11 protein-coding genes, 2 pseudogenes and 1 CRISPR repeat array (1 of these 14 running past the window's edge) are annotated in these 15,864 nt (G+C 71.3%); of the genes and pseudogenes, 5 read left to right on the forward strand and 8 right to left on the reverse strand.

Features of this window, described 5'->3' with window-relative positions:
* A CRISPR array of direct repeats spans nucleotides 1–4,326; the repeat unit is 28 nt; unit sequence GTGCTCCCCGCGCGAGCGGGGATGAGCC (it extends 277 nt beyond the left edge of the window).
* Between the two features lie 30 nt (nucleotides 4,327–4,356).
* Nucleotides 4,357–5,252 (reverse strand): annotated as a pseudogene (locus KZX60_RS07000) (IS5 family transposase).
* 336 nt (nucleotides 5,253–5,588) lie between these two features.
* Nucleotides 5,589–6,233, reverse strand: coding sequence for a DUF6308 family protein (locus KZX60_RS07005; RefSeq protein WP_248116796.1), 645 nt, complete (start codon nucleotides 6,231–6,233; stop codon nucleotides 5,589–5,591).
* A 95-nt stretch (nucleotides 6,234–6,328) separates the two neighbouring features.
* Between KZX60_RS07005 and KZX60_RS07010 the strand changes: the two genes are divergently transcribed.
* Together KZX60_RS07010 and KZX60_RS07015 are read left to right on the forward strand one after the other, a co-directional pair.
* Nucleotides 6,329–7,168, forward strand: coding sequence for a GIY-YIG nuclease family protein (locus KZX60_RS07010; protein WP_248116798.1), 840 nt, complete (start codon nucleotides 6,329–6,331; stop codon nucleotides 7,166–7,168).
* 234 nt (nucleotides 7,169–7,402) lie between these two features.
* Complete coding sequence (locus KZX60_RS07015) at nucleotides 7,403–7,732, forward strand: hypothetical protein (RefSeq protein WP_248116800.1); 330 nt, start codon at nucleotides 7,403–7,405, stop codon at nucleotides 7,730–7,732.
* Nucleotides 7,733–7,909: 177 nt separating this feature from the next.
* Here the strand turns inward: KZX60_RS07015 and glpK are convergent, their stop codons facing one another.
* From glpK to KZX60_RS07040, 5 genes are all read right to left on the reverse strand, one after another.
* On the reverse strand, nucleotides 7,910–9,442 hold the full coding sequence (gene glpK, locus KZX60_RS07020) for a glycerol kinase GlpK (protein WP_248116802.1): 1,533 nt from the start codon (nucleotides 9,440–9,442) through the stop codon (nucleotides 7,910–7,912).
* Nucleotides 9,443–9,553: 111 nt separating this feature from the next.
* Nucleotides 9,554–10,276, reverse strand: a complete 723-nt coding sequence (locus KZX60_RS07025; RefSeq protein WP_248116804.1) for an MIP/aquaporin family protein — start codon at nucleotides 10,274–10,276, stop codon at nucleotides 9,554–9,556.
* A gap of 13 nt (nucleotides 10,277–10,289) precedes the next feature.
* Entirely contained in the window at nucleotides 10,290–12,029 is a 1,740-nt protein-coding gene (locus KZX60_RS07030; protein WP_248116806.1) for a glycerol-3-phosphate dehydrogenase/oxidase, read from the reverse strand.
* Between the two features lie 160 nt (nucleotides 12,030–12,189).
* Nucleotides 12,190–12,333, reverse strand: coding sequence for a hypothetical protein (locus KZX60_RS07035; RefSeq protein WP_248116808.1), 144 nt, complete (start codon nucleotides 12,331–12,333; stop codon nucleotides 12,190–12,192).
* A gap of 61 nt (nucleotides 12,334–12,394) precedes the next feature.
* Nucleotides 12,395–12,670, reverse strand: a complete 276-nt coding sequence (locus KZX60_RS07040) for a hypothetical protein (RefSeq protein WP_248116810.1) — start codon at nucleotides 12,668–12,670, stop codon at nucleotides 12,395–12,397.
* 135 nt (nucleotides 12,671–12,805) lie between these two features.
* Here KZX60_RS07040 and KZX60_RS07045 point away from each other — a divergent pair, with 135 nt between their 5' ends.
* On the forward strand, nucleotides 12,806–13,255 hold the full coding sequence (locus KZX60_RS07045; RefSeq protein ID WP_248116812.1) for a hypothetical protein: 450 nt from the start codon (nucleotides 12,806–12,808) through the stop codon (nucleotides 13,253–13,255).
* Between the two features lie 221 nt (nucleotides 13,256–13,476).
* On the opposite strand, the gene KZX60_RS12075 is transcribed toward KZX60_RS07045, so the two are convergent.
* Nucleotides 13,477–14,619: a GNAT family N-acetyltransferase gene (locus tag KZX60_RS12075; protein ID WP_348983743.1), complete on the reverse strand. Its 1,143-nt coding sequence runs from the start codon at nucleotides 14,617–14,619 to the stop codon at nucleotides 13,477–13,479.
* Between the two features lie 109 nt (nucleotides 14,620–14,728).
* Here KZX60_RS12075 and KZX60_RS07060 point away from each other — a divergent pair.
* Together KZX60_RS07060 and KZX60_RS07065 are read left to right on the forward strand one after the other, a co-directional pair.
* Nucleotides 14,729–15,004, forward strand: a pseudogene (locus KZX60_RS07060) (GNAT family protein); the annotation flags it as partial.
* 68 nt (nucleotides 15,005–15,072) lie between these two features.
* On the forward strand, nucleotides 15,073–15,864 hold a 792-nt coding region (locus tag KZX60_RS07065; RefSeq protein WP_248116814.1), incomplete at its 3' end, for a Fic family protein.

Raw genomic sequence — 15,864 nt, forward strand, 5'->3', positions numbered from 1 at the left:
CGGCTCGTAGAAACGAGACTGCCCAGACGTGCTCCCCGCGCGAGCGGGGATGAGCCCATGGAGGCTCCGTGATTTTGAGCGCCTATCGAGTGCTCCCCGCGCGAGCGGGGATGAGCCGCTGCGCGCCACCTACGGTGACCTGCCGCTGATGTGCTCCCCGCGCGAGCGGGGATGAGCCGCGGAGAAGGGTCACGAGGAGCTCCTAGCGTGTGTGCTCCCCGCGCGAGCGGGGATGAGCCTCCACGCCGTTGTCCGCGTGCGTCATGCAGGCGGTGCTCCCCGCGCGAGCGGGGATGAGCCCGAGCTCAAGGCGCTGCGGCAGACCACGACGGCGTGCTCCCCGCGCGAGCGGGGATGAGCCTGCGCATGGATCACGGCGCCCGGCTCCGACCCGGTGCTCCCCGCGCGAGCGGGGATGAGCCGCCTCTCCACGATGCTCAAATGCGGCGCGCAGGGTGCTCCCCGCGCGAGCGGGGATGAGCCCGTGCCCGTTTCGCGCACCTCGTACCGGGCGTTGTGCTCCCCGCGCGAGCGGGGATGAGCCGCTCACCGGCACCGTGTCCCAGGTGCGCCAGTTGTGCTCCCCGCGCGAGCGGGGATGAGCCGAGGCTCACGACGTAGGTGGCCTTCGTGAGGGCGTGCTCCCCGCGCGAGCGGGGATGAGCCCTGCTCAAGGCCGCCAACCGGGCCGAGAAGGCCGTGCTCCCCGCGCGAGCGGGGATGAGCCCCGACGCACCACCCCCGGCGACCTCCGCGACGAGTGCTCCCCGCGCGAGCGGGGATGAGCCCAGCCTGACCCTGGGGACGGTGACCGGCGGGGGGTGCTCCCCGCGCGAGCGGGGATGAGCCGGTCATCGACGCGCTCTTCCGCTCGGGCATGATGTGCTCCCCGCGCGAGCGGGGATGAGCCGTTGTCGATCCGAATGTCATCCGAGACCGTGGAGTGCTCCCCGCGCGAGCGGGGATGAGCCCGGGCTGCTGCTGCGCATGCGCCCGACTGACACGTGCTCCCCGCGCGAGCGGGGATGAGCCCGCCCGGTACGCGCAGGTCCACGACGTCATCGAGTGCTCCCCGCGCGAGCGGGGATGAGCCGGGGATGCGCTGGTACGGCACCGGCAAGACCTCGTGCTCCCCGCGCGAGCGGGGATGAGCCGGGGGTGCCGTCCGCGTCCAGCGCGACATGCGAGTGCTCCCCGCGCGAGCGGGGATGAGCCGGTGAAGATGGTGTGGACGTCGCCGGGCAGGACGTGCTCCCCGCGCGAGCGGGGATGAGCCCCTACGCCGCCCACGGCATCCACAAGACGGAGGGTGCTCCCCGCGCGAGCGGGGATGAGCCCTAGTCGGCACGCGCTTCCGGAGCTTGAACAGCGTGCTCCCCGCGCGAGCGGGGATGAGCCCACCACACACCCGCACCAAGGAGAAGAAATGACGTGCTCCCCGCGCGAGCGGGGATGAGCCGCATGAGTGCTTGTCGTCGGCATAGTTCGCCAGGTGCTCCCCGCGCGAGCGGGGATGAGCCGATCTTCGCCCAGTCGCTGCTCGCCGTGCTTGGGTGCTCCCCGCGCGAGCGGGGATGAGCCGGGCCTCCCCCTGGTCGGCACCGGCCGCACGGCGTGCTCCCCGCGCGAGCGGGGATGAGCCCGCCCAGTCGTCGCGGGTGCCGTCGATAGGCTCGTGCTCCCCGCGCGAGCGGGGATGAGCCGGAGAACTGACCGATGGCTACCTACGAGATCCCGTGCTCCCCGCGCGAGCGGGGATGAGCCCGTGTACGTGACCCCGACCCCTGACACTGTGGCGTGCTCCCCGCGCGAGCGGGGATGAGCCTGGCACCGCCGACCTTTATCTGACCAAGGCCGAGTGCTCCCCGCGCGAGCGGGGATGAGCCCTACCGGCCCGTCCGCGGCTCCACCAACGTCTGGTGCTCCCCGCGCGAGCGGGGATGAGCCCAGTCCGGGCGCGTCGGGGTGATTCAGGGCGGCGTGCTCCCCGCGCGAGCGGGGATGAGCCCCACCAGGTTCGTGGGCCCGGCACTGGTAAAGAGTGCTCCCCGCGCGAGCGGGGATGAGCCCGGGAGGGCGGGCTCGAGCTGGCGGACCGGGTCGTGCTCCCCGCGCGAGCGGGGATGAGCCCGTCACCCAGACCCGCGCCTGGTTCGAGAAGCAGTGCTCCCCGCGCGAGCGGGGATGAGCCCGGTTCGCCAGTCTCCGCCACCATGTCAACAACGTGCTCCCCGCGCGAGCGGGGATGAGCCCGTGTGGGAGGGCCCGAACGACGAGCTGCGGCCGTGCTCCCCGCGCGAGCGGGGATGAGCCCCGTATCCAGACCCTCACCACCCCCCAGAATGGGTGCTCCCCGCGCGAGCGGGGATGAGCCCGCTCCGGCGTTCACGAAGGCCGCGGACGTCAAGTGCTCCCCGCGCGAGCGGGGATGAGCCGATCATCACGATTCCGACCCGCTGAGACGAGAAGTGCTCCCCGCGCGAGCGGGGATGAGCCTCTTGGTGATGTTCGCCGTGGACCACGCGGTGTGTGCTCCCCGCGCGAGCGGGGATGAGCCGGGAACCAAACCGCAATGACTGAGAATCTCCTGGTGCTCCCCGCGCGAGCGGGGATGAGCCCCCAGGGTGTGCCCCGCCGTCGAGCCACCCCGTGTGCTCCCCGCGCGAGCGGGGATGAGCCGTAGCTGGGCCTGCCAGCCCGCCACAGCGGCCAGTGCTCCCCGCGCGAGCGGGGATGAGCCTCCGTAGCTAAGTTCCACGTATCCAACGGTGAAGTGCTCCCCGCGCGAGCGGGGATGAGCCCCCTCCCGCCCCATGCAAGCCGCTCACATGTTGGTGCTCCCCGCGCGAGCGGGGATGAGCCGGACACGGCAGGGGGCAGAGATGCCTTGAGGGAGTGCTCCCCGCGCGAGCGGGGATGAGCCTGGAGCCCCCGCATGAGCACCGAGCACACGACCGTGCTCCCCGCGCGAGCGGGGATGAGCCCTGTGCCATGCGACGGGGGAGCACGCCCTTGCCGTGCTCCCCGCGCGAGCGGGGATGAGCCCCTACGACGCAAGATGCGCGACGGCGAGGTGACGTGCTCCCCGCGCGAGCGGGGATGAGCCGATGGCTCTTGACGCCTGGATCCGGGGGCGGCAGTGCTCCCCGCGCGAGCGGGGATGAGCCCTCCAGGCCCACGAGGGCGGGGACGTAGACGACGTGCTCCCCGCGCGAGCGGGGATGAGCCCTTCCTCGCCGCGCTGTTCTGGCAAAGCTTGTTGTGCTCCCCGCGCGAGCGGGGATGAGCCGCGCACCAGCACCTCGGAGGCGAGAGCGGAGTCGTGCTCCCCGCGCGAGCGGGGATGAGCCCTTCGAGAGCGCGGGCGCGGTGAAGACGGGTGAGTGCTCCCCGCGCGAGCGGGGATGAGCCCCACATGTAGTAGTTCCTGTAGTAGGCAGGGGTGTGCTCCCCGCGCGAGCGGGGATGAGCCCGCGGCACCTGGCCCAGCTCCGAGGCCCAGCGAGTGCTCCCCGCGCGAGCGGGGATGAGCCTCCGTGGCGGGACAACCCGCCGGTCTATGGGGAGTGCTCCCCGCGCGAGCGGGGATGAGCCGTCGTGGCGGCGGTGCAGCTTGAGCACGGCCTCGTGCTCCCCGCGCGAGCGGGGATGAGCCCCTCGGCCCGGCGGCGACGAACGAGGTCGCCTTGTGCTCCCCGCGCGAGCGGGGATGAGCCCGTCCGCGCAATATCCGCACGGGAGAGGCCATCGTGCTCCCCGCGCGAGCGGGGATGAGCCCGGCACCTATCGCGGGCGCGTCACATACAAGGGGTGCTCCCCGCGCGAGCGGGGATGAGCCCGCGATCTGGGCGTCCTCCACGCCACCCAGTGGGTGCTCCCCGCGCGAGCGGGGATGAGCCGATCGAGAGCATCACGATCCACCACTGGTCGGAGTGCTCCCCGCGCGAGCGGGGATGAGCCCATCTCCGACGCGCTCCGCCAGCGCCCCGGCATGTGCTCCCCGCGCGAGCGGGGATGAGCCCACGGCGGCGACGAGCAGGGGCCCGAAGATGGCGTGCTCCCCGCGCGAGCGGGGATGAGCCCGTGTCCTCCTACGTGGATTCCTCCACGGTGGCGTGCTCCCCGCGCGAGCGGGGATGAGCCGTGTGGCCGCACCATCCCTGGCGGCAACAGCGGGTGCTCCCCGCGCGAGCGGGGATGAGCCCGATCCGCTTGGTGGGGGTGTCCCATCCCAGGTGTGCTCCCCGCGCGAGCGGGGATGAGTCCGCGCCCGCCGTGAGGAAGAGGAGCGGCAGAAGGTGCTCCCCGCGCGAGCGGGGATGAGCCCTGGCATGAGCTGAAGGCGGCGCTGCCGGACTAGGGCGTGTCTGACAATCGTTTGGACCACGCGATCACCGCGTTCAGCACCACGGCGGCCCGGTAGACGGTGGAGTACTTGTCATACCGGGTTGCCAGCCCGCGCCACTGCTTGAGTTGGGCGTACTGGCGCTCGATGACGTTGCGGCCCTTGTAGGCGGCCGCGTCGAGGCCCACGGGCCTACCACCGCGGGGGCCGCGGCGTCTGCGATGGCCCTGCTGGTCGGCCGGCTCGGGGATGACCGCCTTGATCCGGCGGGCACGCAGGTGGGCGCGGATCGCCCGTGATGAGTACGCCTTGTCGCCCAGGAGCGCGTCCGGGCGGGTCCGGGGCCGGCCCACCGGGCGGGCCACGTGCAGCTGCCCCAGCAACGGCAGCAGCATGGGGGAGTCTCCTGCTTGGCCGGCGGTGATCAGGCTGACCAGCGGCAGCCCGGTCCCGTCCACGAGCTGATGGATCTTCGTGCTCAACCCGCCGCGAGAACGTCCGATGCCGTGATCGGCCGGCTCCTCATGCGGATTCTTGTAGTTCGATCCATCCCCCTATGTGGCGGGTGGTGTTCGTGGCGTGCTGGTGAGCGCGGGCGATCGTGGAGTCCACCGAGACCGACCAGTCCACCAAGCCCTGCGCGTCAGCGGCGGCGGTCAGCTTCGTCAGCACCGTGTCCCAGGTGCCCTCGGCCGCCATCCGGCGGTGCCAGGTCCACACTTCTCTGCCAGGGCCCGTAGACCTCGGGCAGATCCCTCCAGGGGATCCCGCACCGGTACCGGTAGATGATCGCCTCCACCATCGTGCGGGCATCGGCGAACGGCCGGCCCTGCCGCCCGGTCCGGGTCGGGAGCATCGGGGCGATCAGTTCCCATTGGGCATCGGAGAGCATCTGGAAACGAGACATGCCTTTCAGGGTGTCAGCCGGCCCCTGGACTCATTGTCAGACACGCCCTAGGCCTGGCCGGTGTCGGTCAGGGCGAACAGTGGCCACGCGGCCAGTACCGCGACGATGCCTCCGGCCATGGAGGCGCGGCTCGAGCCCCAGGCCGCGGCCACGCGCCCGAAAGAGCAGGATCACGAAGATCTGCGCGGGGGCGACCACCAGGGTCGCGTTGGCCACTGTTTGGCGGTCGACACCGAGGGTGTTGGTGATGGCGGAGAGCACGAAGGTGTTCATCACGTAGAAGCCGCCGCACTGAAATTGGACACCCGCCGATGGCGGGGTGGCTTGCCCCGGCGGTCAGTAAGCCCTTGCCTCCATCCAGGCGAGGACATCGAAGACCCGGAGCATAGAGACCTCGGCGGGCAGTGACGCCGCCGAATGGTAGGACGCGAGTCGCTTCCAGAGGGTCCTGTCTTGTGCCGAGAACGCCGCATGCAGCAGCTCACGCCCCGTGTGGCTGTCCTGCCGCGTCTCATAAAAGACGGTCTGGCGCAGCTCGGCGTCGATGATCGGGAAGAATCGCGGCCGCTTGCGGGCGACGAGCTTCGACGCAATCGTCGGGCCGATCTTCGGCAGGGTCTTCAGCGCCTCATAGAGCTCGTACACCGGTGCCATGTCCTTGCCGGACGGGTCCGGGTCGACGTCGATGAAGTCGCGGTCGGGCCCGACGGCCTCCAGTAGCCCAGCGAAGCGCTCCCTCTGTGTGATGAGCAGATGCACGACGGCACGGCCCGGCACTGGCGTGTTCAGCAGGGCGGCGGAGGCGACGTCGTCGGAGGTGAACACGTTCGCAGACGCTGCGCGCGTCCCGCTCGGGTCGAACCCGTCCCATCGGCTGCCGATGAACTTGCAGGGCGTGAAGGAGTGGCCGAGGAGGTCGACGGCACGCTCGGTCTGATCGGAGACGACGGTGCGGGGCAGGTGCAGCTGGGGCGCGGTCATGGCTTCCTTTTCCGATAGGAGGCGTCACGGTGATTGTGGCTGTGGGCTCATCGCAGCGGAAGGGTGATCAGGGGTCCTCGGCAGAATGGGGTCCCATGGAGTCCACCCAGCCCTTCGTCCTAACCCTCGGGGCCGTCCTCGCCGCCGCCGGCCTTGACCCGCACGACGTCCTGGCCATCCGCCACACCTACAAGGAGTCGGGGCTGCCGTCGCGGGCGGCAGCCACGCCGGAGCGCGTGCTCGCCTACACGCGGGAGCAGCACCACGTGGGGAAGTTCCCGAAGGAGCCCGCCCGCCACTGGCTGATCTTCATGGGGGAGGGCGGGCGTCGCTCCCGCCTCACCGCCGTGTACGAGAACCGCGGGGAAGCCGTGGCTGAGCGCACGGAGCGGTACCGGTACTACGACGTTGCGCCGGTGCCGCTGCTGGCCTCCCTCGAGGAGCGCCTGGTGGTGGAGTGGTCCGCCGACCCCGTGAACTGGGCCAAGCGCGGCCCCCTGGCGGCGCGGTTCCCCGTCCTCGAGATCGCCGACCCCACCACCGAGGCGTTCCCCGGCTTCGACCACGTGCTGCTCAGCTACGGGGACCTGCAGTCAATGGTGACCGAGACCCGCTATGCCGGCTGGCGCACCGCCCTGGAGGCCGTACGCGGGATCTACCTGATCGCCGACGAGACCGCGGGCCAGTGTTATGTCGGCAAGGCCGACGGCGAGCGTGGTGTGCTCGGGCGGTGGGAGGCCTACGCCCGTGACGGGCATGGCGGGAACGTCGCCCTCCGGGATGCCCTGGAGCTCGACCCCGCCCAGCCGGAGCGGTACACGTTCAGCCTGTTGCGCGTGTTCGGCTCCAACACCCCGCAGGCCCAGATCGACGCCGCGGAGAAGCACTACAAGGAGGCTCTGATGACGCGCCGGTTCGGGCTGAACCGGAACTGAACGGACTTCGTTGTTCTGGGGGAGAGAGCGAAGGGCAGACGGGGGGATGGAATGCCGCGCCGAGCCTCGGAGAGGAGGACAAGTGCGCCATCCAGGCACTGCAGCCACCGCTGAGTTCCTCGAATGCGACTGCCCACGAGCACACGGGGCATCTGCAAGCCGCCCGCATTGATGTCGTCGCGCGGCCCAGGTCTGATGGGTGTGAACGGCCCACCCAGAACCGGCAAGACGACCATGCTCCGGGACATCCTGGCGTCCAACGTCGTCGAACGAGCACGCCGATTGTCGGCGTGTGAGAACCCACTCGACGCCTTCACCGAACGCACCCATGAGTGGACCGGCGAGGGCAGGACGCGACGACGGGTGCGCAAACTCTGGCCCGAGGTGGTCGGCTTCGAAATGGTGGTGGCCCCGGCGAACAACGCGGCCGTGGAGAACATCTCCGAGGAGATTCCACATCGGAGCGCCATCAAGGACGGCCGAGACGTGGATGCGGACTACTTCGGCGAACTGGCCACCGCCGCTTTGGGCGGAAGCGGCGGGGCAAGAGGACGCCCTGGGTGAGGACAGCTTGACGTCGGAGCAGCCGGGCACCTCGGGCCTGGCCACTGCGCCGATGGCAACGGCACCGACTCCGCCCCGCTCCGCGCGCAGGCGGCCGACGAGGGGGTAGTGCTGCTCGGGGTCCTTCTGGAGGGCCCGGACCGGCTCGGACCGGCCCGGGCGCACGGATCGGACGGCTCAGCCCTGGGCCGACTCGACGTCCTCGTCGACCCAGTCGCGGGAGCGTTCCACGGCCTTCTTCCACAGCCGCAGGGCGCGCTCAGCCTCCTCCTCGTCCATGGTGGGCTCCCAGCGCTTGTCCTCTTCCCAGTTGGCCACGAGCTCGTCCTGGGACGCCCAGAACCCCACCGCCAGGCCTGCGGCGTAGGCGGCGCCGAGAGCGGTGGTCTCGACGACCTTGGGGCGCACGACGGGCACGCGCAGCAGGTCCGCCTGGAACTGCATGAGCAGCTCGTTGGCGACCATGCCACCGTCGACCTTCAGTTCGGTGAGGTCCACGCCGGAGTCCGCGTTCATGGCGTCCAGGACCTCGCGGCTCTGGAAGGCGGTGGCCTCGAGCGCCGCGCGGGCGATGTGCCCCTTGTTGACGTAACGGGTCATGCCCACCATGGCGCCGCGGGCCGCGGCGTCCCAGTGCGGGGCGAAGAGGCCGGAGAACGCGGGGACGAAGTACACGCCGCCGTTGTCCTCCACGCCGGCGGCCAGGGTCTCGACCTCCGGGGCGCTGCCGATCATCCCGAGGTTGTCCCGCAGCCACTGGATCAGCGAGCCGGTGACGGCGATCGAGCCCTCCAGCGCGTACACCGGCTTCTGGTCGCCAATGCGGTACGCCACCGTGGTGAGCAGGCCGTTGTCCGACTGCACCGGCTCCTCGCCGGTGTTGATCAGCATGAAGTTGCCGGTGCCGTACGTGTTCTTGGCCTGGCCGACCTCGAAGCACGCCTGGCCGAAGGTCGCCGCGTGCTGGTCGCCCAGGATGCCGGTGATCGGCGTCTCGCGCAGCAGCTGCTGGCCGGATACGGTGCCCACCTCGGCGGAGGAGCTGACGATCTCCGGAAGCATGGACATCGGGATGCCCATGTCCGCGCAGATCTCCTCGTTCCAGTCGAGGGTGTCCAGGTTCATCAGCATGGTGCGGGAGGCGTTGGTGACGTCGGTGACGTGCCGGCCGCCCTCGCCGCCGCCGGTGAGATTCCACACGAGCCACGAGTCCGTGGTGCCGAAGATGAGGTCGCCGTTCTCGGCGGCCTCCCGGGCACCGTCCACGTTCTCCAGAATCCAGGCCACCTTGGGGCCGGAGAAGTACGTGGCCAGGGGCAGCCCGACGCGCTCCTTGTAGCGGTCCGCGCCGACGTCGCCGGCCAGGCGCTCGCAGAGGCGGTCGGTGCGGGTGTCCTGCCACACGATGGCGTTGTACACCGGCTTGCCGGTGTTGCGGTCCCACACCACGGTGGTCTCACGCTGGTTCGTGATGCCCACGGCGGCGACGTCGTGTCGGGTCACCTCGGCGCGGGCCAGGGCCTCGCCGACGACCTCGCGGGTGTTCGTCCAGATCTCCACTGGGTCGTGCTCCACCCAGCCGGCGCGCGGGAAGATCTGCTCGTGTTCGCGCTGACCAGTGGACACGATGGCCCCACTGTGGTCGAAGAGGATCGCGCGCGTGGACGTGGTGCCCTGGTCGATGGCCATCACATAGCGGGGGGTGGTCATGTCCTACTCCTTCGGAGGTGGTCACGGGGGTGTGGGGGTGGCGGGCGCGTTCCCGCAGGGGAACGTGCCCGCCGGGGTTGGACGGGCAGACCGCTCAGATGAACGGGCTGCTCAGACGAACAGCGGCGCGGCGAGGCCCGCCAGGACGGCGCCGACGAGCGGGCCGACGATCGGCACCCAGGCGTAGCCCCAGTCCGAGCCGCCCTTGTGCCGGATCGGCGCGACGGCGTGGAACAGGCGGGGGCCCAGGTCGCGCGCCGGGTTGATGGCGTACCCCGTGGGGCCGCCCAGGCTCGCGCCGATCGCGACGACGAGCAGGGCCACCGCGAGCGGGCCGAGCCCGGAGGGGGTGGAGCCGAAGAGCAGGATCACGAACACCAGGACGAACGTGGCGATCAGCTCGGTGACCATGTTCCACAGCGGGTTGCGGATCTCGGGGCCTGTGGCGAAGGTGCCCAGGATCGCGCCCTGGTCCGTCTCCGCCTGGTAGTGGTCGCGGTAGGTCAGCCAGGCCAGGGCCGCGCCGAGGAAGGCGCCGATCAGCTGCGCCGCGAAGTACGCGAGCGTGGTGCCGAGGGTCACGGCGATGCCGGGGGCGTACTCCTCGGCGCCGCTGACGAGCAGGCCGACGGTCACGGCGGGGTTCAGGTGCGCACCGGTCGCGGCAGCGACGTAGACGCCCGCGAAGACGCCCAGCCCCCAGCCGAAGTTGATGAGCAGCCAGCCTCCGCCGTTGCCCTTGGTCTTCGTGAGGACGACGTTGGCGACGACGCCGACGCCGAGCAGGAGGAGGATCGCCGTGCCGGCGATCTCATACAGGAAGATCGTGCCCATGGACGGGCTCCTCTCAGTGGATGGGGGCGGCGTCGGCGGCTGCGAGCGCGGCGGCGGCGGTGACGTCGTCGTGGGCGGTCTCGCCGCGGAGGCGTGCGGCGACGAGGTCCTTGTACGCGCGGATCTCACCGGCGATGCGCTCAGCGTCCCAGCCCAGCTCGGGGGCCACGAGGGACGCGATCTCCTCGGCCGCCGCGACGCCACGGTCGCGGACCTCGGTGGACAGGCGCGTGCGGCGCTCGATGACGTCGTCCAGGTGGACGACGCCCTCGGCCCGGGCGGCGTGGACGATCTCGGCGCGCAGGTAGCGCGGCGCCTCGGCGAGAGGGACGCTCAGGGACCGGTCGGCGTCGATCAGGTCGAGCACGTGGCGCAGCACGGTGCCGTAGCGGAACAGGAGCCGGTCCACGCGGGCCTCGTCCAGGCCGTAGTCGGCGGCGATGCGGTCCGCCTCCGCCTCGATCTCCGAGTAGCCGAGGCCGCCGAGCACGGGGATGCGCTCGGTGAGGCTGGGACGGGTCGGGTGGGTCTCGCGCACCACGAAGTCCACGACGTCCTCGGCCATGGCCCGGTACGTGGTCCACTTGCCGCCGGCCACGGCGGTGAGGCCGGGGGCCACCTCGGTGACGGTGTGCTCACGGGAGATCTTGGTGGAGCCGCCGTCGGATCCGGTGACCGGCTGCAGGAGCGGGCGCAGGCCGGCGTACGTGGCGATCACGTCGTCACGCGTGAGGTCCTCCTTCAGCACCGCGTTGGCGTGCTCGAGGATGTAGTCGATGTCGTCCGCGGTGGTGGCCGGATGGGCCACGTCCTCCGCCCACGGGGTGTCCGTGGTGCCGATCACCCAGTACTCGTCCCACGGGATGAGGAACAGCACGGACTTCTCCGTCTTGGTGATCACGCCGGTGGCGGCGTCGGCGCGGATGCGGTCGCGCGGGACGGTGATGTGGGCGCCCTTGGAGGCGAGCACCTCGAGGCCGCCGTCGGCCTCGGCCAGCTCCTGCTGCTCCTGGGTCCACACGCCCCCGGCCAGGATGACGGCGCGCGCGTGCACGTCGAACTCCTCGCCGGAGGTCTCCTCGCGGACACGCACGCCCTGCACACGGCCGTCGTCGCCGCGCAGGTAGTCGGTGACGGCGGTGTAGTTGGCGGCCACGGCGCCGTGGTCCACGGCGGAGCGCACGAGCATCATGGCCAGGCGGGCGTCGTCGAACTGGGCGTCGGCGTACTCGACCGCGCCGACGATCTTCTCGTCGTCGAGGGAGGGGAAGGTCGCGGCCATGGAGCGGCGGCTGAGATGGCGGTGCGCGCCCATCGCGCGGCGGCGGCCGAGCGACTGCATGGCGTCGTACATGGTGACGCCGGCGCCGATGAAGCCGCGGTCGATCACCTTGTGGAAGAACGGGAAGACGAAGCGCAGGGGGCGCACCAGGTGGGGCGCGGTCTGGGTGAGCAGCAGGTCGCGCTCACGCAGGGCCTCGTACACCAGCTTGACGTCCAGCATCTCGAGATAGCGCAGGCCACCGTGCATGAGGCGGGAGGAGCGGGACGAGGTCCCGGAGGCCCAGTCGCGGGCCTCGACGATGCCCACGTCGAGGCCGCGGGTGGCCGCGTCGAACGCGGCGCCCACGCCGGTGGAGCCGCCGCCCACGATCAGGATGTCGAGGGGGGCCTCCGGGCTGGTGGCCCGGAGGCGGGCGAGGTGGTCCTCCCGCGTGGCGGCGGAGAGGGGGACGGTTCGCAGGGTCGGCATGGAGGGGTTGCTCCTTTATCGGTGGAGGCACAGCGTAGTGGCGTGGCTCACGATACCCGGTGTCACGTCACGAGATCCGGTATCAGCACGATCCGAGGTCCATGACGTCACTCCCGGGCCGCGGGTATCCACGCGGCGGCCACGCGCCGGGTGGGCGTGGTCAGGCCTTCCACCACATGCCGGTGAGGTCCTCGGTGCCGTAGGCGGTGACGGGCCCGGTCTCGCGGAACCCGAGCCGCTCGTACAGGGGCACATTGGCGCGCGTGGAGGCGACCCGTCTCGCACGGTCCCCGGGCTGTGGCACCTCACCCTGTCCCGCTGGAACGAGGGTGGAGCGCCCCGGGTGACGCGTGCCCCGGGCGGTGTCACTGCTGGCTCTGAAGCATCTCCACGACGTACCCGATGAACAGGGCGAGGGGGGCGCTGACGACAGCCAGCGCGCCGGACAGCAGCGCCAGCAGAACGCGTTTCGCCGCAGCGAAGCAGAGCGCGGACAGTGCGTAGCAGCCGATGATCAGGGCGAAGAAGGCCATCGTCTCCCGAGGCGTCTCCGAGCCCGTGATCAGCAGGAGAACCAGGATGCCGGTGGAGATGGCGAAGGCGGCCAGTCCCGCGATGGTGAAGGCTCCCGTTCGCGTCATGGCGTCGAACCTATGTACGCGGTGAGGGTGAGTTGTCCGGGCCTTCACTCGTCTGGCCTCAAGTCCAATCCCCAGCATCACCGGTGAAGACGCCCCACGCGCCCTCGGGTGAGGCCCCGCCCCTATACTCCGACCATGGACATCACCGTCGGCGCCGTCGGCCGCGCCTCGCTCTCGGACTGGGAGCAGGCATGCTGCGGTGACCCGATCGCCGTGGGGGAAGTCCACGAGCTGATCCTGCTGCCCTCCCGGGGAGTGAGTCAGGCTGGGCCCCTGGCATCTGCAGGCTGGATCGTCGCCCATCACGACGACGGCAGTCCCGCCGGGTCGATCCCGTTGCGTCGTGTGCGGGCCGTGGTGAGGGCGGCACACGAGGTGTGGCCCTCGGGGCGGCTCGCCGAGATCGACCGCGTCCCCGGCCACGCTGATCTGACGATCCTTGAGCCGGAGGAGGGCACCGGCCTCAGTATGGGGGAGGTCGTCTACGTCGGCGCCTACGAGCCGGTGCTCCCCGAGACTCCCCGCCCTGACGAGTGGCTTCTCGACCTGGAGATCCTCGAGGACCTCGGTCCGCACACCTGGTGAGCCTCGCGAGTCCACCCCCTCACGGTGTCGAGCTACATGGGGTGAGCGTAGAAGTCCGTTCGGCGGCACGGATTGCGCCCGACACGCCGACCTCGGTGCGCATGGATGCGAACGTTCACATCACCGCATCCCCCACGCCTCTCCACGATGCGCAGGTGGGGGATTTCTCTTTCGCCACGGGGCCCTAGGCTGTTCTTCCGGAGCTGACGTTGCCTTCGTCGTCATAGATGGCCCCTCACCCCCCGGTCGCTCGCGAGCATCGCGTAGACGAGGGTGCCCGTCCACTCGCCCTTGCTCCACAGGTCCTGCCGGTGGTGTGCCTCTCGACGCATCCCGAGCGTCTCGGACAGTCGGGCGGACGCCGTGTTGCGGGCATCCATCTGTGCCACCACCCGGTGCAGGCCAGACGTCTCGAACCCCAGGTCCAGCAGCGCAGCCGCGGCCTCCCGGGCGAAGCTTTGACCGGCATGCCGCGGATCCAGTGCCCAGCCGATCTCCGCGACACCGCGCTCGCGGTCCGTCAGCCACAGGATCACGTCACCCACGGGGACGCCCGCGTGCTCCACCACCAGGGACACCGCTCCGGACGGGCCGCCGAGGTCGTCCCACGTGATCCGCTTGGCCAGCTTCGCCCGCGCGGTCGCCTCGTCCCAGGGCTCGTCCAGCAGGTGGCGCACCACCTCGGGCTGCGTGCACATCTCCTGCAACCAGCTGAAGTCGTCCTCCCGGTGCGGCCGCAGCGTCAGCCGCGCGGTGGGCAACGGCCAGTCAGGGGCGCGGCCGCCCGCAGCCGCGCCCTCCTTGCGCCCCGCCGGAGGCGGGGCGTCGACGTCGGCGGGGACCGGCGTCGTCGTGCCGGACGCCCAGTCCTGGCGCAACGTTGCGTAGGCCACGGACGCGAGCGGCTCGCCGCCGTCCACGGGCCAGCCGCGCCGGTAGTGCGCCTCCTTGACCCAGCCGGACCGGCGGAAGGTGCGCAGCATGGGGACGTTGTCCTCGCGGGTCCGGCCCTCGAAGCGGTCCACCGCGGGCATCGTCTCGAAGACGTGCCGGGTGAGCGCGGTGAGGATCTGCGCGCCGAGCCCGCGCCCGCGGAACCGCTCCGCCACGCGCAGGTCGAACAAGGGGGTGGGGTCCGTGAGGTCCTCCAGGCGCACCACGCCGACGCGGCCGTGCTCGCGATGCTCGATCCAGAAGGTGCGGTGGTCCTCATCCTCCCAGGCGCCGCCATCGACGGCCTTCTCCGCCTCCGGCCGGGTGACGCGCGGGCGCGTGTGGAACGGCCACGCGTTCTCGGTGAGCAGGGCGACGAGCGCGTCCCGGTCGGCGCCTGCCGGGTCGAGCGGAGCGAAGGTGACGTCCATGGGGCCGAGAGTAGGGGAGGGACGTCACCGCCGCCCGCTGCCGTGACCCCATGGCCACGCCCCTCCTCGACCTCGCGGCGCGCCGCGCGAGGAAGCCCGGGACGCGCAGGCCGAGATCGGCTGGACCATAGCAACGGCCCACGCCGGCCGGGGCCACGCCACCGAGCTGGCCTGTGCCCTGCTGGACCTCGCCTTCGCGGGCCTCGGCGTCCGACCCGTGGAGGCTCGCGCCTTCGCGGACAACGCGCCCATCCCGCGCGTGATGGAGAAGGTCGGCCTGCGCCACGAGGGCACCTTCAAGGAGGCGTCACTGCACCGCACCCGCGGCTGGGTGGACGGCGTCACTGACGCGATGCTCGCCTCGGAGCATCGGGCCCGGGGCTGACGGCTTTCCATCTCACGACGCCCAGAAGTACGCAACGCTCTAGACATAACGTTGCGTAAGGTTGCGGCATGAGCAACGATCTGCGCCCGACCCCGTGGGTCGTCGGGTGGGAACAGCGCCCCTGGACCGCGGACCCCGACGACGCCGGCGTCCTCACCCGCCGCGCTCGCGTGCGCGCGGCGGGCCCGTATCGAGCCGCGCTCCCGGCCCGCATCGCCCGACTCGGGTTCGACCTGCCCTCTGATCTGGCGACCGAGGTCGAGGAGGCGACGGCCGCCGTCGTGCGCTTCGATGCTGAGATCAGCCACGCCCTCCCGGGGCTCACGGGAGAGATCGCCCCGATCGATGCGGTGCTCCTTCGCACTGAGTCCGCGTCCTCCTCGCAGATCGAGCACATCACCGCGGGCGCGCGAGCCCTCGCCCTGGCGACTCTCGGCGAACGCACCCGCCCGAACGCAGCGCTCGTGGCGGCGAACGTGAGGGCCATGGGCGCTGCTTCCCGGCTGGCCGCCGACCTCGACGAGCCCGCCCTGCTGGCCGCCCATCGTGCCCTCATGGACGGTCAGGAGCATGCCCGGCCGGGCGCCTACCGCGATGCGCAGGGGTGGATCGGGGGAGGGGCGCCCACGCCGCACACGGCGCAGTTCGTCCCGCCCCACCCGGAGCGCCTGCGTGCCGGGATGGACGATCTCTTCGCCTATCTGCGACGCACGGACGTACCCGCCCTCGTGCAGGCCGCCATCGCGCACGCCCAGTTCGAGACCATCCACCCGTTCGCGGACGGCAACGGCCGCACCGGGCGCGTCCTCGTGCACGCCGTGTTGCACCGGGCCGGCGCGATCACCCGTATGGGGGTGCCC

This window comes from Micrococcus sp. EYE_212 (assembly GCF_023147585.1).
Lineage (GTDB): Bacteria > Actinomycetota > Actinomycetes > Actinomycetales > Micrococcaceae > Micrococcus.